Source organism: Ruegeria sp. HKCCSP346 (assembly GCF_017872595.1).
Taxonomy (GTDB): domain Bacteria; phylum Pseudomonadota; class Alphaproteobacteria; order Rhodobacterales; family Rhodobacteraceae; genus Ruegeria.
The window spans coordinates 188843-209812 of record NZ_JAEDOT010000001.1; the positions used below are offsets into that span (position 1 = coordinate 188843).

18 protein-coding genes are annotated in these 20970 nt (G+C 59.3%); 14 read left to right on the forward strand and 4 right to left on the reverse strand.

Translation table 11 applies throughout. The annotated features are described in order from the left end of the window. Positions 1-10: 10 nt before the first annotated feature. The 10 genes from I9185_RS00950 (at position 11) to I9185_RS00995 (ending at position 9459) form a co-directional block, all read left to right on the forward strand. On the forward strand, positions 11-1195 hold the full coding sequence (locus tag I9185_RS00950) for a hypothetical protein (protein ID WP_171666586.1): 1185 nt from the start codon (positions 11-13) through the stop codon (positions 1193-1195). Then, on the forward strand, positions 1195-2574 hold the full coding sequence (locus I9185_RS00955) for an aldehyde dehydrogenase family protein (protein ID WP_209547277.1): 1380 nt from the start codon (positions 1195-1197) through the stop codon (positions 2572-2574). Before I9185_RS00950 ends, I9185_RS00955 begins: the two co-directional genes overlap by 1 nt. Then, positions 2571-3194, forward strand: a complete 624-nt coding sequence (locus tag I9185_RS00960; RefSeq protein ID WP_171633523.1) for a BMC domain-containing protein — start codon at positions 2571-2573, stop codon at positions 3192-3194. Before I9185_RS00955 ends, I9185_RS00960 begins: the two co-directional genes overlap by 4 nt. Beyond that, positions 3194-4375, forward strand: coding sequence for a malate dehydrogenase (locus tag I9185_RS00965; RefSeq protein ID WP_209547281.1), 1182 nt, complete (start codon positions 3194-3196; stop codon positions 4373-4375). Before I9185_RS00960 ends, I9185_RS00965 begins: the two co-directional genes overlap by 1 nt. Continuing rightward, positions 4372-4782: a Rid family hydrolase gene (locus I9185_RS00970; protein WP_209547284.1), complete on the forward strand. Its 411-nt coding sequence runs from the start codon at positions 4372-4374 to the stop codon at positions 4780-4782. The genes I9185_RS00965 and I9185_RS00970 overlap by 4 nt, the downstream gene beginning before the upstream one ends. A gap of 95 nt (positions 4783-4877) precedes the next feature. After that, complete coding sequence (locus I9185_RS00975) at positions 4878-6158, forward strand: ABC transporter substrate-binding protein (protein ID WP_171170476.1); 1281 nt, start codon at positions 4878-4880, stop codon at positions 6156-6158. A gap of 65 nt (positions 6159-6223) precedes the next feature. Next, entirely contained in the window at positions 6224-7075 is an 852-nt protein-coding gene (locus I9185_RS00980; protein ID WP_171633515.1) for a branched-chain amino acid ABC transporter permease, read from the forward strand. Position 7076: 1 nt separating this feature from the next. Beyond that, a complete protein-coding gene (locus I9185_RS00985) occupies positions 7077-8024 on the forward strand; it encodes a branched-chain amino acid ABC transporter permease (RefSeq protein WP_209547287.1) in 948 nt (315 codons plus the stop codon). After that, positions 8021-8752 carry an ATP-binding cassette domain-containing protein gene (locus tag I9185_RS00990; protein ID WP_171119617.1) on the forward strand — a complete coding sequence of 244 codons (732 nt, stop codon included), beginning with the start codon at positions 8021-8023 and terminating at the stop codon, positions 8750-8752. Before I9185_RS00985 ends, I9185_RS00990 begins: the two co-directional genes overlap by 4 nt. Then, a complete protein-coding gene (locus tag I9185_RS00995) occupies positions 8752-9459 on the forward strand; it encodes an ABC transporter ATP-binding protein (protein WP_152457508.1) in 708 nt (235 codons plus the stop codon). The genes I9185_RS00990 and I9185_RS00995 overlap by 1 nt, the downstream gene beginning before the upstream one ends. 62 nt (positions 9460-9521) lie before the next feature. On the opposite strand, the gene I9185_RS01000 is transcribed toward I9185_RS00995, so the two are convergent. Both I9185_RS01000 and I9185_RS01005 read right to left on the reverse strand, forming a co-directional pair. After that, positions 9522-10526 carry an Ldh family oxidoreductase gene (locus I9185_RS01000; protein ID WP_171633509.1) on the reverse strand — a complete coding sequence of 335 codons (1005 nt, stop codon included), beginning with the start codon at positions 10524-10526 and terminating at the stop codon, positions 9522-9524. Positions 10527-10556: 30 nt separating this feature from the next. Further along, positions 10557-12986, reverse strand: a complete 2430-nt coding sequence (locus tag I9185_RS01005) for an FAD-dependent oxidoreductase (RefSeq protein ID WP_209547290.1) — start codon at positions 12984-12986, stop codon at positions 10557-10559. Positions 12987-13309: 323 nt separating this feature from the next. Here I9185_RS01005 and xylB point away from each other — a divergent pair, with 323 nt between their 5' ends. Genes xylB through I9185_RS01020 form a run of 3 tightly spaced genes read left to right on the forward strand, consistent with a single transcriptional unit; the run spans position 13310 to position 17009 of the window. Next, positions 13310-14767 (forward strand): xylulokinase, encoded by a 1458-nt coding sequence (xylB, locus tag I9185_RS01010; protein ID WP_209547293.1) that lies wholly within the window; start codon positions 13310-13312, stop codon positions 14765-14767. Further along, on the forward strand, positions 14767-15714 hold the full coding sequence (locus tag I9185_RS01015; RefSeq protein ID WP_209547296.1) for an aldose epimerase family protein: 948 nt from the start codon (positions 14767-14769) through the stop codon (positions 15712-15714). The genes xylB and I9185_RS01015 overlap by 1 nt, the downstream gene beginning before the upstream one ends. Before the next feature lie 35 nt (positions 15715-15749). Then, the gene (locus I9185_RS01020) at positions 15750-17009 is read left to right on the forward strand and encodes a cytochrome c peroxidase (RefSeq protein WP_210092787.1); all 1260 of its coding nucleotides are present in this window, start codon (positions 15750-15752) and stop codon (positions 17007-17009) included. On the opposite strand, the gene I9185_RS01025 is transcribed toward I9185_RS01020, so the two are convergent. Continuing rightward, on the reverse strand, positions 17010-18509 hold the full coding sequence (locus tag I9185_RS01025; RefSeq protein ID WP_245223381.1) for a CRTAC1 family protein: 1500 nt from the start codon (positions 18507-18509) through the stop codon (positions 17010-17012). A gap of 1 nt (position 18510) precedes the next feature. Further along, positions 18511-19728 (reverse strand): ROK family transcriptional regulator, encoded by a 1218-nt coding sequence (locus tag I9185_RS01030; RefSeq protein ID WP_209547302.1) that lies wholly within the window; start codon positions 19726-19728, stop codon positions 18511-18513. Between the two features lie 192 nt (positions 19729-19920). On the opposite strand from I9185_RS01030, the gene xylF reads away from it, so the two are divergent. Further along, positions 19921-20901 carry a D-xylose ABC transporter substrate-binding protein gene (gene xylF / locus I9185_RS01035; protein ID WP_245223441.1) on the forward strand — a complete coding sequence of 327 codons (981 nt, stop codon included), beginning with the start codon at positions 19921-19923 and terminating at the stop codon, positions 20899-20901. Positions 20902-20970: the final 69 nt, after the last annotated feature.

Genomic DNA, 20970 nt, shown 5'->3' on the forward strand with positions numbered 1-20970 from the left:
AGGAGGTACCATGTCAGCCGGTTTCGAGGATTTCACGCGCGCGGTGACACGTGGCGCGACACGGGATGCACCCGTTGCCCAAAGGTTTGAGCGCATTGCTGTATTGGGTGGCGGCCCGGATGCCCGTCTTCTGGCAGCGCTGTGTCTGGCGGAAGGGGCTGAGGTTACGCTGTTTTCGGCCTATGGGGCGGAACTGTCACTGCTTGCCCAATCCTCGGGTATCGGCATTCGCGGCGAAGGGCCTGTGGGCACGTATCAGGTGGATCGCGACGGGCCTTCGATCCGCACCACGGCAGAGTTGGATGCAGCAGTGCGGGACGCGCAGGCGATCTTTCTGACCGGGCCGATCCACAAACAGCGCACCTATGCGATGGTGCTGGCCGATCATCTGCACGATGGGCAGGTGCTTGTTCTGGCGCCCGGTCGCTCTTTGGGCGCGGTCGAAGCGGTTTGGATGCTGCGAATAGGCGGCTGCACCGCCGACGTTACTCTGGTCGAGGCGCAGGGCCTGCCATACTGGTATCAGGCCGAAGGTGCGGGCCTGACCCTGACGCAGGCAGCACCGATGGCTGCTGCGACTTTGCCCCGAGGCCGCGCGGACGTTCTTGAAGCGCTGCAACCCTTTCTTTCGAACATCCAGCCGCTGGATTCGGTTCTGGCCTCAGGCTTTGCCGATCTTTCCGCTGCGGTCGAGATTCCGGCGTTGATCCTTGGTGGCGCGGGGCTGGGGGCCGGTGGACCGGATGTGCCGATGGGCGGGGTGCCGCTGGAAGGCAACCGGACATTCTCTGCGCTCATAGGGCCGGAACAGCATGAGGTGATCCACGGGTTGGCTGGCGAAAGGCGGCAGGTCGCAAAGGCCTTTGGCGTTCGAAACCTGCCCGAGACCGATGACTGGATCGCGACCTATGCCGGCGCCGAGCGGGGGGCGGGCGCGCGTCCGGTCCCGGATCGGCAGGCCGCGCGCCAATTGATGCGCGACGGCGTCTTGGGGTCATTGGTGCCCCTTGTTTCCGCCGCACAGCTCGCAGGTTTGACTGCGCCTCTGACGGAAAGCCTGATCTGCATGACAGATCGCATCCTGGGCGCTGACGTGGCCGCGTCCGGGCGCAGGCTGGAAACCATCGGAATTTCCGCAGGCGATGTCGATCAGGCCCGCCGTATCTTTGACACCATTGCCACCGGAGCCTCGTGATGGACGCTGATCTGAAATCCATCGCCGCCGCACGGCGCGCTGCTGAAACGGCTTTCGAAGCCTATCGCGCCTTTCTCGGCACCGACCCGGCACAGGTGGATGCCATCGTCGATGCCATGGCTCGGGCGATCGAACCTGAAGCCGAACGTTTGGGGCAATTGGCGGTCGAGGAAACCGGGTACGGCAACATAGCAGACAAGCGGGTCAAGAATCTGTTCAACGCCTTGTCGGTCGCCGATTACCTGCGGGATGTCACGACGCTGGGTCTGCTTTGGCGGGACGATGCGACAAAGATCGCGGCTTTCGGAGAGCCGATGGGTGTGGTCGCGGCGCTTATCCCGGTGACAAATCCGACCTCCACGATCATCTACAAGGTTCTGTCTGCGGTGAAGGCGGGAAATGCCGTCGTCTGTGCCCCGCATCCGCGCGGCGTGGAATGCGGGAAGGAAACCGTCCGCATCATGGCGCGCGTTGCCGAACAGATGGGCGCGCCCAAAGGGTTGATACAATGCCTGGACGCCGTGACCATTCAGGGCACCGCCGAGTTGATGAAGCATCGCCGCACGTCGGTTGTCATGGCGACAGGTGGCCCTGCCATGGTCAAGGCTGCCTATTCCAGCGGCAAACCGACGCTTGCGGTCGGGGCGGGGAACGTGCCGTGTTACGTGCACAAGTCCAAGGCGCGCGATCTGTCCGAAGTTGCCGAGATGATCGTGACGTCAAAAAGCTTTGACTATGGCACGGCTTGTGTCAGCGAACAGGCCGTGGTCGCCGATCCTGAAATTGCACGCGATCTGCGCCATGAACTGAAACTCAAAGGCGCTTATTTCTGTACCCCGGCCGAGGCCGATCGGCTGGCTCGGGTCATCTTCAAGGGTGTTCAGGCAATGGATCCCGAACGCGTCGGCCAAAGCCCTCAGGCGCTGGCCGATGCTGCGGGGTTCTCGATTCCGCCGCGCACGCGCTGCCTGGTGTCGGAAGAGACCGAAGTGGGGTGGCAACGCCCGCTTTCGGCTGAAAAGCTGAACCCGGTGCTGGCCTTTTACGAGGCGAAGTCCACCGATCACGGCATCGAACTGGCGCAATCCATTGCCAAATTCGAAGGTTGGGGACATTCCTCGGTCATCCATTCCGATGACCCCGAGGTGGTCGCTCGGTTTTCCACCGTGCCCACGGGGCGGGTCCTGGTGAATACGCCGGGGATCATGGGCGGCATGGGGTATTCCACCGACCTTGAACCATCCTTTATGCTGGGTACCGGTACGTGGTCGGGGTCGATCACCTCGGACAACGTCACCGCCCTGCATCTCATCAACATCAAGCGGGTCGCGTATGAAAGCAGACCCTGGCGCGACATTTACGAGGAGTATGGCGCATGAGCGAGATCACGATCCGGGCGCTGATGCAGATCGACAACCTGCAACCGAAATTCGCCGCCTACAACGGCGCGACGGTGCAAGGGTCAGTGCCTTTGTCCGGTGACACCGTGCTGATCGGAGAGTTCGCGCCGGGCAATGGTGTATTCTCGCTGATCGACCGGGCGCTCAAGGCGTCCTCGGTCGAAGCGACGACGCAGATGGTCGAGCGCGAGTTCGGATTCTTCATCCTCCGCTCGCCTTCAAACGCCGAAGTGTCCGCTGCACGGGACGCGATGCTGGCCGAACTTGGGGCTTCCATGACGGATCGATTGAAGCCTGCCATCAGTTCCACGCAAATCATCACAAGTGTCGAGCCCTATCAGGCGCAGCTTTTGAACAAATGGCGCAAGGGCGCATTGATCGTGCCGGGGCAGACGTTGGGGATCGTGGAATGCGCGCCGGCCGCCTATATCTCGATTGCCGCGAATGAGGCCGAAAAGGCCGCCGAGATTGACATCGTCGAGGTGCGTGCGGTGGGGCGGTTTGGTCGCTTGTTCATCTCGGGGTCCGAAAATTCGGTCAAAACCGCCGTCGAGGCCGCGACGCGTGCAATCGAGGCGGTGGACGGGCAGGACAGCTGATGGCAACCCCTCGCGTCATAGGCTCGGATGCGGTCGAGGATGCGCGCCGTCGGGGCAGGATCGTATTCGAGGTTTTGCCGGGTGACATCGTGACGGCCCTTGCGCGTGAAACCGCAGAGCGTGTTGGTATCTCCTTGGTGGATGGCCCGCTCGAGCGACCGAAACCGCCGCGTACGGATGGTGCTGTTTCCATGCGCCGGGTGCTGTACCGCCGTTCACCCAAATGGGTTGCCCCTTCGCGTGCGCCGCGCAAAGCCCGCAGGCTGGGCAAACTTGCCTTGATCGGGGCGGGGGGTGTTGGCGGCAATATCGCGCATCTGGCGGCAATGGCGGACATGGCGGATGAAATCGCGCTGATCGACATCACTCCGGGTTTGGCGGCTTCGACTGCGCTGGACCTAAATCATACGTCCGGGATCACCGGTGCGCGGGCCCGATGTGTCGGTGGCGAAGCGATGGATCTGGTGGCCGGGGCGGATGTGGTCGTCGTCACGGCCGGACGAGCCCGCCGTCCGGGCATGACACGTGCCGATCTGATCGATGTGAATGCCCGCGTGATCCGTCAGTCGGCCGAAGCGATCCGGTCAGCCGCACCAAATGCCATCGTGATCGTGGTGACCAACCCGCTGGACGAAATGACGGTCGAGATGCTGCGTGCAACAGGTTTCCCCCGCGAACAGGTTTTGGGTATGGCAGGAACGCTGGACAGCAGCCGGTTTCGCAACGCGCTGGCAATGGCTGCGGGTGTCACGCCTGCGGACGTCGAAGCCTTCACGCTTGGCAGTCATGGGGACGAAATGGCCCCGATCCCCAGCCGGGCCAGGATCAAAGGCCGTCCGCTGGATGTATTTCTGTCCCGCGAACAGATCGAAGCCTGTGTTCAGGATGCGATCACCGGGGGCGGTCAGGTGGTCGCGCTTCGGAAATCAGGTTCTGCAACGTTAGCTCCGGCTCATGCCTCGATCGAATTGATTGATCACATTCGGGGCGCGCGTACAGGCCCGGTTCCGGTTTCGGTCATGCTGCACGGGGAATACGGCATCGACGGTGTCGTGCTGGGCGTGCCAGCCCATCTGGGTGCAGGCGGATTGGTTGAGGTCGAGGAGTTGCGGTTAACCGCCGAAGAAAACGCGGCATTGCAAAACGCGGCCGAAGCGATCCGGGTGAGGCTGGGCCTGTGACCCTGCGTTTTTGGAAATCCGGCGGACGGTTTGAAGAGGTGGCCTCGTACTCTCGGGCCAAGCGCATCGGCCCCTTTGTCTGGGTTGCCGGAACAACGGCCATCGAGCCGACGGGCCGCATCCATGCGCCCGGGGACGTTGGTGCGCAGACCTTTTACATCTTGTCTCGCATCGATGACGCACTGAAAGAGGTTGGCGCCGAACTGCGACATGTGGGGCGGGTTCGCGCCTATCTGACCGATCTCTCCCAAGCGGGCGCGTTCGCGCAGGCGCATGGCGAAGTTTTTAAGGGGATCGATCCGGTTCTGACGGCTGTTCAGGCTGGGCTGACTCAGCCGGGGCTGATGGTGGAAATCGACGTGGATGCCGTGATCCACGATGAAAACGGCGAAATCAGCGGATTCTGAACATGAGTCTTCAAGAAAGGAATTGATCGAACCATCTTCTTGTGTACTGTATACAGAATACAAGAGGGCATAATGAGACACAGGGAGCTAATGTGATGATCAAGACAGCGCTGCTCAGCGGAACATGCATCGCGCTCATGGCCTCGGCGGCCGGAGCGGAAATCAAGGTAGGATTCATTGGGTCGCTTTCCTCGGACACCGGATTGTCGACGCTGCGCGGGGCCGAGATTGCGATTGAAGAGCTCAACGCAAATGGCGGCGTGATGGGCGAACAGATCACCCTGGTCTCGGCGGATACCGGACAGGACCCGACCGAGGGCATCCGGGCCTATGAATACCTTGCGGAAACGGAAGAGGTTGATTTCATCATCTCGGGCTCGATTGACGATGTGTCGCTGGGATGGCTGCCCCGCATGCAGGAATACCGGATTCCGACGCTGGACACCTGGACATCCTACATCGGCATCATCGACATGGTGGTCGAAGACCCTGAAAGCATGGCGCCCTATTTCATGAACATCGCCTCGGATGAGGCGCTGGCCACGTTGTACATCAACTTTGGCGCGGATGTTCTGAAGGAAAAAATGGGGTGGGATTCCGTCGTCATTCTGGCGGAAGATACGGCCTTTGGCGAGGCGATCACCGGCCTTGTCACCGAAGCGCTTGCACCGGTTGCGGGTATCGAGGTCAAGGACATCATCACGTATGACGTCGCCACCGTCGATTTTGCTCCGATCTTCAGCCGTGCGCAGGATACCGGGGCGGACTTCATCTATCAGGTCTCGTCGGTGAATTCGCAGGTTGTGTCATCGCAATACGTGAAACTCCAGGTGCCGATGGCGATGACGGGCGTGAACGTCGCTGCGCTGGGTATGGAATATTGGGAAGATACGGGTGGTGCCGGTGGCGGTATCTCGACCCTGTCTCCGATCCCTTCGGTCGGGTTTCGGCTCGATCCGGCCAGCCAGGAGTTTGTCGATACCTATCAGGCGAAGTATGACAGCCGCCCGCTGCTGCCGCATTTCAACGGGTTCAACGCCTATCATGGGCTGAAACAGGCGATGGCCGCAGCCGAAGAGGCTGGCGGTTTCGACAATGTCGAAGGCTGGGCCGATGCGATGAAGAAACAGGATCTGGTTCTAGAACTGGATGGCCAGTTGTGGCTGCGTTACGCATTCTGGGGCGATGACGAGGTAGAGCCCGTGACTGGCCGTACTTACCCGCACAATATCCGTTTTGATCTGTCCGAGCCGTTCGACGATGCCGCGCCGTCAATGGTCGTGGTCCAGTGGTACGAGGACGGCACCGCCGCCGTTGTCTATCCCGAGAAATACGCGACGGGTGAATTCACTTTGCCAAGCTGGGTCAAACAGTAACCTGTCCGTTCGCTTAGCTTGAAATGGGTGCGCGGGCGCGCGCACCCGCAGCCAGGGATCCTTACATGTTGCAGATACTGATCCAGGGGCTTTTGCTCAGCGGTCTCTATGCGCTTATCGCAATGGGTTTCACGCTGATCTTCAGCATCGGTCGGGTCCTGAACCTGGCCTACGGTGCCTATCTGATGGTCGGCGGGTATATGTATTTCTGGGTGTCCCAGACGCTGGGAATGCCAAAGCTGATGGGCGTCGCAGTGGCCGTGGTTCTGGGCGTTCTGATGGGGGTGCTGAAATACCGCCTGATCGTCAAGACCCTGAAAGGGGATCACGTAGCCGTCGAAATATCGACGCTGATCCTGGCGGTCGTGATTCAGGCCGGGATCGTTCTTGTCTTTGGCGACAGCAGCAAGATCCTGCTGCCGATCGTGCCGGGCGTGATCAACGTGGCCGGAGCGTCCGTCACCTATAATATCCTGATCGCAACGATGATCAGTTGGGCCATTTTGCTGGGCCTGTATGCTTTTGTCCGCCTGACACATACGGGGCGGGCGATGCAGGCGGTGTCGATGGACGCCAAGGGGGCCGCGATTTCAGGGATCGACCCGGATCGGATCAACCTGATCACATGGGGTATCTCAGGGGCACTGGGTGCGCTGGGCGGCGTATTTTTCGCCAGCTATACGCAGCTTTCGCCGTCAATGTGGGTTGCACCTCTGATCATCTCGGTGGCCGTCGTCATTGTGGGCGGCATCGGGTCGATCATCGGCACGCTGGTCGTTGCTCATATCGTCGGCTTTCTCGAAGTCATCGTTGTCGCCACCCTGGCGCCGGAACTGCGCGGTGTCTTCACCATGCTGCTGATCATCGGCGTGCTGGTGACGCGACCGCAGGGCCTGTTCGGCCGCGAGGAGTTGTAACATGGGTCTGCGCTGGTTTCACTTTGTCCTTTGGGGCGGCCTGATTGCGGGGATGCTGCTGTTGCCCCAGGTCGTCTCGAACGGGACGCTGCGCACGATGATCTTTGCCAACTATCTGGCCATCTTCGCCATCAGCTGGGATGTGCTGTCGGGCAGGACCGGGTATGTGAGTTTCGGGCATCCCTTCCTGATCGGTATCGGGGCCTATACGACTGCCATCCTGACCAAACGGTTTGACGTGCCAGTCGAAATCTCAATCCCTGTGGCCGTGTTGGTTACGATGATCGCAGGCCTGATTGTGTTGTTGCCCGCTCTGCGCATTCGCGGCAGCTACTTCGCGCTGGTCACACTGGCTTTCATGGAGCTGCTCTATCAGCTGGTTCAGGTGATCCGTCCGGATCTGACCGGCGGCACACGCGGGATGTCGGGAATTCAAACCCTGACACGAGGCGCTGCAAACGGCTACTACCTGTCCACGGCCTTGATGCTCAGCGTGGCGGTCAGCATGTGGCTGCTGATGAAAACCCGGCTGGGCACTGCACTGGCCGCCATCGGGATGAATGAAGAAAGCGTGCGCGGTTCGGGCCTCAGCACCACGCGGTTGAAGGCCTTTGCGTTTCTGACCAGCGCGTTCATCGCAGGTCTGGGCGGAGCGTTCTATGTCCATTATCTGGGCTCACTTGCGCCCCGCGCGCTGTTTGACATCAACTTTCTTTTCACCATCATCGTGGCGGCCTTGCTGGGCGGAACATCGACCATCATCGGCCCCATGATCGGTGCGTTCTTCATGACGTTCCTTCTGGAATTCCTGCGCCCCGTGCTTCCCGGGGCTGAACGGTATTTCGTCTACGGTGCCATCGCACTGCTTCTCTACATGTATCAGCCAAAAGGATTGGTTGAACTTGTGCAACGCGGCTTTCAAAGACTGCGGAAAGGGGGGCTGGCATGACCGTTGCGCTGAAAGTTTCCGGTCTTGTCAAACGGTTCGGCGGGCTGGTGGCCACGAATGATCTGTCCTTTTCCCTGCAAGAAGGAGAGTCGCTGGGCCTGATCGGTCCGAATGGCGCGGGAAAGACGACGGTATTCAGCCAGATCATGGGCGAATTGCGGCAGAACAGCGGTACGATCGAGCTGTTCGGCAATGAGATTTCGGCGCTGTCGACGCCTCAGCGTATCCGGGCCGGGGTCAGTAGAACCTATCAGATACCTCGGCCGTTCGGCGACATGAGTGTTGCAGAAAACATCAGGGTGGGCCTGATGCCGGACGACATCTGGCGCATGATCGTTTCGCCGCCGGATACGGACAGGGAAAAAGAGCTCGCGCTGAGTGTCGGGTTCACGGAAACGGATCTGAGCCGCTCACCCGCCGAACTGGCCATGGGTGATCTGCGCAAGCTTGAAATGGCCCGAACCATGGCCACCGCACCGCGTGTCATGTTGCTGGACGAGGTGTTTGCAGGTCTGACAGTCGGTGAAATCGCGCAGATTTCCGATCTCATACAATCCATGCGCAAGGACGGGATGACCTTTTTGATCGTCAGCCATGATTTGCCGGCGCTGGAACCGCTGATCGACCGCGCCATCGCCATCGAGCGGGGCACCATGATTGCCGAAGGCGCGTTCAGCGACGTGATGAACGACACGGCCGTTCAAGCCTCGTATCTGGGGAGCGTCTGATGTCCTATCTGGAAATCGAGAACCTGTCCGCGTTTTACGGCAAGGCCCAGGCGTTGACCGATATATCGATCACGGTGCAGCCCGGTGAGATTGTCGCCGTGGTCGGCCCGAACGGTGCAGGTAAATCCACCTTGTTGGACAGCATCATGGGCCTTGTGAAAATCGAAGGCGACATCCGGTTGCGCGGGCACAGCCTTGCCGGTCGAAGCCCTTCGGAAATCGTGCGTCACGGGGTGGGCTATGCGCCCGAGCGGTTCAACCTGTTCCCCTATATGTCGGTGCGCGACAACCTGATGGTGGGGGCCTTCACCGCACGAGACGACATCGAAAACAACCTTGAGATGGTGCACAGTCTTTTCCCGCGTCTGCAAGAACGGGAAGGGCAGGAGACGTCGACCCAATCCGGCGGGGAAAGGCAGATGGTGTCCTTTGGCAGGGCCTTGATGACCAGCCCGGAACTGCTGCTTGTCGATGAGCCGACGATCGGTCTTGCCCCGAAGATCTGTCACGAGATTGCCGAAGTCGTCCGTCAGCTGAACAAGGAATACGGGCTGACCGTCGTCATCACGGAACAGAATGCCAATTTTGCCCTGTCGCTTGCCAGCCGCATCTATGTGCTGGAGTCCGGGCGGATGCAGACGTCGGGCACGGCTGACGAACTGAGAAATGACAAACGCTTGCTCGAGGCCTATTTCGGCGGCCATTGAGTGGCGTGGTTGGAAAGCCGGGCAGGTGCCGTCCGGCCATTCGATGGCGGGTGATTTCAGTTTCAGCCAAGTGCGGCCAGAACCTCGGTACTCACGGCGATGCCTTGGGCTTCGGCGGCTGCCCGTTTTGCAAGGCGACCGTCGCCCGGAACCCGGGCGGACCCGTTGCCGGAAATCTCGGCGCAGATGCGGGCGACATATTCGTTGAAGGCCGCGTTGCCGAACCGGGTGGGATCGATGGCAATCAGGGTCGCTCCACCTTTGATGTTCAGGGCGCCGAAAGATTCGCGCTCTTTGTTGTCAACGGACAGGGTTCCTCCCGCCAGCGCGGCGCCCAACACCTCTACCATGAAGGCGATCGCGGCCCCTTTATGCTCTCCGAACGGCAATAGGCTGCGGGTTTCAAGGATGGCATTTGGGTCTGTCGAGGGCTCGCCTTGGGGATCAAGACCGGCAGGGCGGGGCAGGTCGTGCCCCTCGGCGGCGGCCATGCGGATATCCATGAGGGCCACCATGGACGAGGCCTGATCCCAGACCACGGGCGCATCGCCATCACGCGGGCAGGCAAAAGACATGGGGTTGGTGCCAAAAACCGGGCGAACCCCACCTTGCGGAACCACCATGGACAACGAGTTGATCACGGCAAAGGCCACCAATCCGGCTTCGGCCAAAGGTTCTGTGTCAAACCGTAACGCACCCAGATGGTGGCAGTTCGCGCAGGTGAACGCGGCAATCCCGTTTTCCCGGGCCATCGCGATCAGATCCTCGCGGGCTGCTGTCGCTGCAACTTGATAGTACCCGTTGTCGGCATCACAGCGCAAAACGCCCGGGGCAACCTTTTCGGTTTTGGGCTTCGCGTGCCCGTTGGCATAGCCGGACGTGAAGCTTTGGACATAGACCGGCAACATGCGCAACCCGTGGCTGCGCGGGCCGTCCCGTTCAGACCGGGTGACGATATCGGCAAGTACATCACTGCTGCGCGTGTCCGCTCCGGCAGAAACAAGAACCGATTTGGCCAAGTCCCGAACTTCGGCAAGAGAAAGCGTTTTTGTCGGTTGTTCGGTCATCCGTTCGAGTCCCGTCTTTCTGTTTCGCACTCAAGCGCGCGGGCGTGTGTTTGCGGGATCGACAGCACATGTGTCGATGACCACGGCGTCGCGCATCTCATTGTGGACCAGCACCTGCATTTTCGTTCCGGGCGCCGTCATGTTCTGTGGCAGTAGTGCCATCGCAATGTCGTGGTTGCAATAATAAGAGAACCCGCCCGAGGTAACACGGCCGATCAGCTTGCCCTGAGCATAGACACCCTCGTCAAACATCACCGATGTTTCGCCAAAGGGCAGTTTCAGCGTGACCAACCGCCGGTACGCGCCATCCTTTTTCTGTTTCAAAAGAGCGGCCTTGCCTATGAAGTCGCGACCATCTGTTACCACGAACCGATCAAGGCCGGCCTCGTATGGCGTCATGTCCTTGCAGATTTCGCGATTGATGGCGCGATAAGACTTTTCAAGACGCATGGATTCCAGTGCCTCAAGCCCGAAAGGTTTCACACCGGCCTTCAGCAGCAGGTCAACAAGATGGCGGTTGTAACCGACCGGATGATGCAGTTCCCACCCCAGCTCGCCGGTATAGGACACGCGAAGCAGATGAACGCCCTTGGCGTACCCCACTTCACCCATTTGCGCAGAAAGCCAGGGGAAGGTTTCGTTCGACAGATCATTGTCGGTCAATGGTTGCAGGATCTCTCGTGCCTTGGGGCCTGCCAGTGCAATCACGCCCAGTTGTTCTGAAACATCTTCAAGAATGACAGAGCTGTCATCGGGCAGCAAACGTTGCAGTTCATCCCAGTTGTAGGCGCGCCAGTTCGGGGTGGAAACCAGGTAAAAATCATTCTCGGCGTAGCGGGCGACCGTGTATTCCGCATCCATGCCGCCCTTTGGGTTCAACAAAAGCGACAGGGTCATTCGCCCCACTTTGGGCAGCCTGTTCGCCATAACGCCATCCAGCCATTTGGCAGCCCCCGGTCCGCGCACGGTGAACTTGGTCATCGGCGACATCTCGATGAACCCGGCCACGTCACGGGTGGTGCGCACCTCTTCCTGAACGCGTTCCATGTGGTTGGTGCGTCGGAAGGAATGTTCCGGAACAGCTTCCTTGCGCGATTTGGCGAACCAGCGCGGAAACTCATATCCGTTGAAGCTGGTCCAGACGGCGCCATGCGCGCTCAGCAGATCGTAGGACCCCATCGTTTTCATCGGGCGCGCACCGGGAAAATCTTCTCCGGGGATGTGCGCGTTCATGTGGGTCCCCCACGTTTCGCGCACCTTGTCCATGGTCCACCGCTTGGACGCGTAATCCGAAAAACGGCGTGGGTCGAGTTCAGACATGTCCATGCCCGGATCCCCATCGACAATCCAGCGGGCCAGACGTTCACCAACGGTTCCACCCCACAATATGCCGCCGGGCATGCCTTCGGCCAGCCACAGGTTTTCATGCCCCGGTGCGGGTCCCGCAAGCGGCAACTCGTCCGGTGTCATCTGGAACGGACCTCGGGTGTTGGCCTTGATACCTACCTCTGCAAGTGTCGGAACCCTCTCGATGGCACGTTCCCACTGCGCTTGGACCGCGTCGAAATCTTCGGGCAAGAGGTCGGCGCCAAAGTCAGGCGGCACGCGATCTTCGGCAAATAGCTTGAGGTCTTTGGTGAACTCATATGGGCCGAACTGAATGCCGCCCACATCTTCGCGCAGATAGGCACCGTAATCTTCATCCCGCAGGATCGGGAACTCGGGCAACCCTTGCGCGCGGCGTTCTTTCAGCAGCGGAACGGTTTCGGTCGTCCAATATTGGTGAACGATTGGAATGCAAGGCAGATCCAGACCAACACGGCGCGCGTTTTCGCGGGCATAGTTTCCGGTCGCGAAGACAAGATGTTCGCAAGTGATCTCACCTTGATTGGTTGTCACCTTCCAATGACCGTTTTCCAGTTTTTCATAAGCCAGCGCTTCGGTGTTCTGAAACACTTTGGCGCCTTTCTCGCGCGCCAGCCTGGCCATTGCCATGGTGATGTCAGCAGGGTTCACATAGCCGTCCTCGGTATGCAGGATGCCGCCGCGAATATGTTCCGATTGGTTGAGCAGAGGGTGCAGTTCGGCGATTTCTTCTGGCGTCAGCAGTTTGCAGGGAACACCGGCAGCTTCGGCAATCGAGACATAGGACAGGAACTCGTCCCAGCGTTCCTGCGTATTGGCAACGCGCAACTGGCCCACCTGGCGCAGTCCGACCGAGGCGCCGATCTTCTTTTCGACTTCGGAATAGATGCGGATGGTCTCCATCGTCATCTTCGAAACGTTGTGGGATCGCACGAAGGTGACCAGCAGACCCGCCGCATGCCAGGTAGAGCCGGAGGTCAGCGTCGTTCTCTCCAGCATGACTGCATCTGTGCACCCGTGCTGCGTCAGCCCATAAAGAACCGAAGCCCCAACGCATCCGCCTCCTACGACGACAACCTTGGCATGTGACTGCATTCGACGCATTCCTTCGTGAGGCTGTTTTCGTTTCCAGAGGGTCAGTCAAAACGAAATCAGCGGGCTGAGAACTAGTTGAACTGTTTACGTGAAATCTGCGTCAGGCAATTCGAAAAATTTTCCGGTCCAGCTGAGTTCAGTTAAACCATGATCGGGTTTGCCGGTGATCTCACGCGGTCTGTGAGGCGGCCCGCAAAAATACCGGCCATCTTTTGTTTCGGATTGTTGTGTTAGCGCAAACTGTGCTGGTAAGGTCTGACATCGGCTTGGGGTGCGCTTTGTTGCGCCCGCGATCCGTGCGGCATACGAAGGGGGAAAATCGCGTGTATCTCGGTCTGGATTTGGGGACGTCAGGTCTTCGGGGAATTGTGGTCAGCGAAGAGGGCAAAGTCGTCGCCGAAGCCGAAGCAGGTGTTGAGACATCGACGTTGCATCCCGGCTGGTCGGAACAAGATCCGTCCGATTGGGTGGAAGCCTGCCAAAACGTCGTTGCCCAATTGCGCGCGTTGAATGGTGCTGCATTTTCTGCGGTGCGCGGCGTTGGTCTGAGCGGCCACATGCACGGTGCCACGTTGCTGGATCGGGATGGCAAAGTGCTGCGGCCCTGTATCCTTTGGAACGACACGAGATCAGCGCAGGAAGCTGCGGAGCTGGATGGTCTGCCATCGATGCGCGCGATCACCGGGAACATCGTTTTCCCGGGTTTCACCGCACCCAAGCTGGAATGGGTGCGCAGACACGAGCGCGACGTGTTTGAAAAGACATCCAAAGTGTTGCTTCCGAAGGATTATCTGCGTTTCTGGCTCACCGGTTCCTATGTCAGCGACATATCCGACAGCGCCGGTACGGCGTGGCTGGACGTTGGAAAGCGAGAATGGTCAGTCACCGCGTTGGATCAAAGCCACATGCGCTGGGACCAAATGCCAGACCTGGTTGAAGGCAGTTCGGCAGGCGGAGAACTGCGGTCAGAGATCCTCGGGCAGTGGGGCTTGCCCGGGCCCGTCGTGGTTGCCGGCGGGGCCGGTGACAATGCGGCAGCGGCCTGCGGTATCGGAAGTATTGGTGAGGGCCGCGGATTTCTTTCCTTGGGCACTTCGGGTGTGCTGCTGGTCGCAAAGGAAAGCTATGCGCCCGCGCCGGAAACAGCTGTTCATTGCTTTTGTCATGCGGTTCCGGATCGCTGGATTCAAATGGGTGTGATCCTGTCGGCCACCAACAGTCTCAACTGGCTGTCGCGTCACCTCGGTCAACCCGTCGGTGCGCTGGCGTCGACCCTGCCGGATTCGGTGAAGGGGCCGTCAAAGATCACCTTCCTTCCGTACCTGTCCGGTGAACGGACGCCCCATAACGACAGTGACATACGCGGGGCATTCCTGGGGCTGGATATCGCGTCGGAACCCGCTGACCTGACGCAATCCGTGACAGAGGGGGTTTCCTTTGCCATGCGCGATTGTTTGGAGGCGCTCAAAAGCACGGGCACCAATCCCGAAAGTCTGCTGGTCGTCGGTGGCGGGGCGCGGTCGCGGTTTTGGCTGGAAACGCTGGCCACGGTTCTGAACACGCCGCTTGCTGTGCCCGATGGAAGTGGGTTTGGCGCAGCCATAGGCGCAGCGCGTCTTGCTGCATGTGCGGTGGACGGCGCCGACCCCAAGGATGTCATGCTGTCCCCGGAAGTCGCTGAGCGTGTTGAACCACGTCTCGAACTGACCGGCGCATATGAGGCGGAATATCAGCGGTATCGCGAATACTATGCTGCTTTGTCCCCTTTGGCCGCGCGCTGATGGCTGATCCCAAACGCATGCCTGTCGAGCAGGTCCTTCTGGAAGACGGAAACATGTCCGTTTCCCTGTTGAACTATGGCGCAATCACGCAAGGCTGGTGGCTTGGCGAAACACCTTTGATATTGGGCTACGAAAACCCGCAGGATTACCTGTCGGACCCGTTCTACCTTGGCGCGATGGTCGGGCGAGTGGCCAACCGCATCGGCGGGGCACAGTTTGCATTGCAGGGGCGTGTTCATCACCTGACAGCAAACGAAGGGCCGACCACGCTGCATGGTGGTCCGAGCGGGCTGTCACGCAAATACTGGGATATCGTGAAAACCTCTCCAAATCAGTCGGTTCTGTCCTTGACTTCACCTCACGGTGAAGGCGGTTTTCCCGGAGCGGTCAATTTCGAGGTGCATGTCGAACTGACCTGTCCGCGTCTGATCTATACAATCAGGGCGCGCCCGGATCGCCCAACGCCGATCAGCATCGCGCAGCACAATTATTACACTCTGGGCTGTCCAGAGGATATCATGGACTGCCGGCTCAGGCTAAGATCGAACCGGGTGCTGGAGCTGGACGCGCGTTCCGTTCCTTTCGGAGATATCTCCGCCGCCGGCGATAATGTGCCAGATTTCGCGTTGTCCCGCACCGTCGGGGCAGAGGGGCGCGAGCTGGACCATTATTTTGTGTTTGATCAAAGTGGAAACCGTGACCATCCGGTGGCAGAGGTCACGGCACCTTCGGGATTGAGGATGAACCTGTATTCAGATCAACCCGGCGCACAGGTCTATGCCGGGGCACATCTGTCAGGCCGATTTAGCCCGTGTGCGGGGCTGTGCATTGAGCCGTCAGGATATCCGAACGCCGTGAATGTCCCTGCGTTCCCGTCCGTCATCCATACGCCGGACAACCCGTATCGACAAACTCTGACACTTGAGATTTCCGAGGAACGATCATGAGACTTCAGATTGCAGCAAATGCCGTAGGCATCTGGATGTCGCTTTCAATTGCTCAGGCGCAAGACTTTGGTCCGAAACCGGAATTCATCGAACCTGACTTTGCTAACGCAGAGTTGGGGCAACTGCTGTTCTACGATCCGATCCTGTCGGGCAACAAGAACATAAGCTGCGCAACCTGTCATCATCCGAAGCTGGGAACGTCCGACGGGCTTTCACTGGGTATCGGCGAAGGTGGGATCGGGCTGGGTGGTCAGCGCAAGGTCACACAAGACAATGCGCCCGAACAGCGCATTCCCCGGAACTCGCCCGCGATGTGGAATCTCGGGGCGCTGGAATTCACGACGTTTTTTCATGACGGTCGCCTCGAGGCGGATCCGTCACAGCCCAATGGCATTAGAACGCCGTTGGGGACGCATATGAGGCCGGGGTTCAAATCGGCTTTGGCAGCGCAGGCGATGTTTCCGGTGCTGTCGCCTGACGAAATGGCGGGGCATTATTCTGAAAACGAGGTGAGCAAGGCCGTACGACTCGGCTTGCTGACCCAAGAGGGTGGCGCCTGGGATCTGATCGCCGCGCGCGTGGCGGCGATACCAGAGTATCAAAGGCGATTTGATGACATCGCGCCCGGAGAAGACATCTCCTTTACCGCAATCGCCAATGTCATTGCCGATTTCATCGCGTTTGAGTGGCGGGCTGACAACAGCCTGTTTGATCGTGCGATGCGCGGCGAAGACAGGCTGCCCGAACAAGCGCAGCTGGGGATGGCGCTGTTCTACGGAAAGGCTGGATGCAGTGCCTGCCATTCCGGCTGGTTCCAGACCGATCACGGGTTCCATTCCATCGCCATGCCTCAGATCGGCCCCGGAAAATCAGCCCGATTCGAAAATCATGTGCGGGATGACGGGCGACTGCGCGTCACGGGCGACAAGGATGATGCCTTCGCATTCCGCACGCCTTCGCTGCGCAACGTGACCCTGACGGCGCCATATGGCCACAGCGGTGCCTACGCACGGCTTGAGGATGTCGTGCGTCATCATCTGGATCCGGTTTCCGCGTTGCGGAACTACGCCATCGAAATGGCTGACCTGCCAGAGTTTTTCGGGGCAGAGGATCAAAAGCCTTTGCTTGACCCCCAGCATGTCGAAGCCATAGCAGCGTCGAACGATCTGGCGCCCATCGACCTGAGTGATGACGAGGTCGATGCCATCTTGAGTTTTCTGGGCACGCTGGAAGATCCGGCTGTGCGGCTGGGTGTTCCCAAAACGGTTCCCAGCGGAATGCCCGTCGATCAATGATCAACGGCCGAGGCGGATTACCTGATTGGCATCTACCTTCTGCCAATCTCCATGCTCACCATCAGGCCAGATCACCCTTGTTTCCGCAGTTTCGAAGTTTCCTAGACCAAAGTGGTGAAACCCAGCAATTCCGCTGGCGTGCCCCCCGCCAATGGTCACTTCACGGGTTTGAATGCCCTCGGGCGTCCTGACCTCGATAAAACTGCCGACTGCCTGTCTGTTGGGGTGGCTCTGGCCGAGATCAATCATGAGCCAGTTGCCGGTCGTCGGTTCATTCTGGAAAACCTCAAGGTCCGAGCCGCGATTGACCACCACCAAATCCAACCACCCATCCCCGTTGAAATCCGCCAGCGCCCCGCCGCGGGACTTTGCCATGGACGCGACACCAGCCTCTGATGCTGTTTCGACAAACTGACCGTCGGCGGTCTGCATCAACAGGTTGTTGGGGTCGTTCTGCGCCGCGTCGGGCATCTGCTCAACATTGCCTTTGGCGACGAAAATGTCGTCCAGCCCGTCATTGTTGACGTCCCCGAACTGTGCATGCCAGCCGGTCGAGGGGCGGCCGTCACCTCCTGCATGTGGCCTGTGTGCCGTTGTTCCACGGTCGTAAGTCGCATCCCGCCATGTCGGCCCATCTGACGCAGGATCAAAAACCTGGAACTTCTGGTCCCCCATGGACGTCAGATAAACATCGGAAAACCCGTCACCGGTCAGATCCCGCGAGGCGATCCCCATGCCCCAGATCGAATAGGGTAGCCATCCATCGGCCTCGCTGTACAGGCGCGGGGTGTCTTCCATAGCCCACAATTGCTCTTGCCCGCCACGCACATAGTAGTGGCGGTCATTGCTGACACGCAGATCCGCGCGGCCCGTGCGCGCCCAATCGGAAAACAGGATCGAAAGGGAACAGTGACCGGGTTCCAAACGGACAGGATCGCCATACTTTTCGCCTTGGGGTCGGTACAGAAGCGTCGGCCCGCAAGCCTCAAAAGGTCCGTCCGGATTGCTTCGGTCGACATAGGTTCCAAAGGCCAGCGTTGGCAGGGTTTGCCCGCGTTCCCAAGTGGCGGAAAAGCCGGTGGTCCAATGGTCCTGAGGCTGAAAACCCAGTGCCGTGAACGGCTCGAACGCGCAGTTCGGTTTGCCGCGCAGCAACAGGTCTTTGCCTACGCGTAAGACCGCAAGGTCCAGGATCCCATCGCCATCAATGTCTACCGGGTATGCGCCGGTCACACGGGTCAAGGATAACTGACCTGGCGCATCCGGAAGAAAACTGACATCTGTGTCGGATGTGTTGATGAACAATTGTGCTGGGTTTGATCCGCCAGCCACGAACATTTCAGGGCGGTCGTCATCATTGCAGTCGAAGACCGCGACACCCCCGCCGACGAAATGTTCCCAGCCGCCATCGTAAACATGGCCGGGGGTTTCCACCTTTTGAAAGCGGGGTGGAGCGATGTCCGCAGCGGCAGCGGAAGCCACCGCAAGCAAGATTGCCATCTTAGTTCGCATGAGCCGCCAGTTCCCTGACCTTCAGGATAGAGACCTGTTCAATTCCATAAGCCGCTGCCCCTTTTGCCCACATTGAATCACCCCAGTGGTTGACCTTGATTTCGGGCAAAGGCGCGTCGACGCTGACGACACCGTTTTGGACACGTGCCATCACCTCGTCTGAATGCAGGTAGTCAAAGCGGCCTCTGGCGCCGGACAGGATAATGCATTCGGGGTCGAACAGATTGATCAGGTTCGAAACCCCCATGCCGAACATTTGGCCAGCGCGGGCCAGAACGGAAATGGATCGGGCGTCGCCGGCTTTTGCTGCTGCGAGTATATCGACAAGAGTGCGGGGGTCCGTCGCTTCACTGGCGATCGTGGCTTCGCGGATCAGGGCGTATTCCCCCACATAGGCCTCGAGGCATCCGCGCTGCCCGCACTGACACAAGGCGCCGTCCAACTGAACTTTGAGGTGCCCGAATTCTGCTCCGCATCCGCGTTCGCCGCGATAGAGCTTGCCGTCAAGAACGATGCCCAGGCCGATGCCGTGCTCGATCGTAACAACCAAGAAGTTCTTCAGCCCCTTTCCCAATCCGAAAAGCTGTTCCGCTTTTGCGACCAGATTGGCGTCGTTTTCGATGAAGGCAGGGCAGGGGAGCACCTTGGACAACAGCGGGCTCAAATCCACATTTCGTTCCGTCAGGGAAGATGACCAATGCACGAAGTTCTGATTTGCATCAATAAGGCCGGCGATGCCGATGCAGACACCGGACAAATCGGCAAGGGATCGGTTTGCCGAGGCGCAGGCCTGATCAAGCACGGCGCGGATCTTCGCGGCAAACGCATCCGGGGCCATGCGGGCTTGGTCCAGCGGATGCGTGTACGAAGTGATTTCGGTTCCTTCGAAGTCCACGAGAATGACTGAAACCTGCTGGCGGGCGACTTTCACGCCCGCGATCAGATGTGACGCGCCATTCAGTTTCAGCTGTACTCGCGGCCTGCCGCGGCGCGCTGATTTGGAAGGTGTTTCGCTTTCTATTTCCTCAATCAGGCCAGCGGACAGCAGATCGGCAGTGGCGGACGTGATGGTCGCTGGGCTGGTCTCCAACGCGCTGGCGATGTCGATTCGTGAAATGGCTCCCCTGGCCCGGATTTTTTCCAGAACGCGCAGGCGAGTGATGTTCCTTTGGTCCGTGGCATTTGAAGAAGCTCTGCTTTTCAGCATCTTGCCCTCGCGAATCTAATCTCTGTTTCAACCTAGGTGGTTTTTTCTGTTACCGATAGCATAAATATTTTACCGACTGAAATAAATATGCTACTCAGAATTGTCGGGGCCACGAATCATGAAACGATGGCTCATTGAAACCGGGAGGAAATCATGAAACGAATTCTCAGCGCCTCTGCTGTGGCGGTCCTGATGGGGACAGTTGCATTTGCAGAGCCCACGGTCGGTGTAAGCTGGTCGAATTTCCAGGAAGAGCGTTGGAAAACCGACGAAGCGGCGATCAAGGCTGCACTGGAAGCGGGCGGTGCGGAATACATCTCGTCTGATGCCCAATCTTCTTCTGCCAAGCAATTGTCGGATATTGAAAGTCTGATCGCCCAGGGCGTTGATGCGCTGATCATTCTGGCGCAGGATTCCCAGGCCATCGGCCCGGCAGTGCAGGCAGCAGCAGACGAAGGCATTCCGGTCATCGCGTATGACCGTCTGATCGAAGATGACCGTGCGTTCTATCTGACATTCGATAACGTTGAAGTTGGCCGGATGCAGGCGCGCGCGGTGTTCGAAGCGATGCCCAAAGGCAACTATGTGATGATCAAGGGCTCGCCCACGGATCCGAACGCGGATTTCCTGCGCGGCGGTCAGCAAGAGATCATTCAGGCCGCCGTTGACAGCGGCGATATCGTCATCGTGGGTGAAGCTTATACCGACGGCTGGCTGCCTGCGAACGCGCAGCGCAACATGGAACAGATCCTGACTGCGAACGAAAACAACGTTGATGCCGTCGTGGCCTCGAATGACGGTACTGCTGGCGGCGTTGTTGCAGCACTGACCGCACAGGGCATGGAAGGCATTCCGGTCTCGGGTCAGGATGGCGATCACGCGGCGCTGAACCGGGTCGCCAAGGGCACGCAGACCGTTTCTGTCTGGAAAGATGCGCGTGAGCTGGGCAAAGCTGCCGGTGAAATTGCAGTTGCGTTGAGCAACGGAACCAGCCCCGAGGACATTGAAGGCGCCATCAAATGGACGTCGCCCGGCGGAACCGAGATGAACTCGGTCTTCCTTGCGCCTGTACCGATCACCAAAGACAACCTGTCCGTTGTGGTCGATGCTGGCTGGATTCCGTTGGAAGACCTGTGTCAGGGCGTCGAAAACGGCCCTGCACCCTGTAACTAATCCAAGTTCCAAACCATGATATCTCTGGCCCGCAAGGGTGGGCCAGAGATCATAGCTGAACATGAAAGA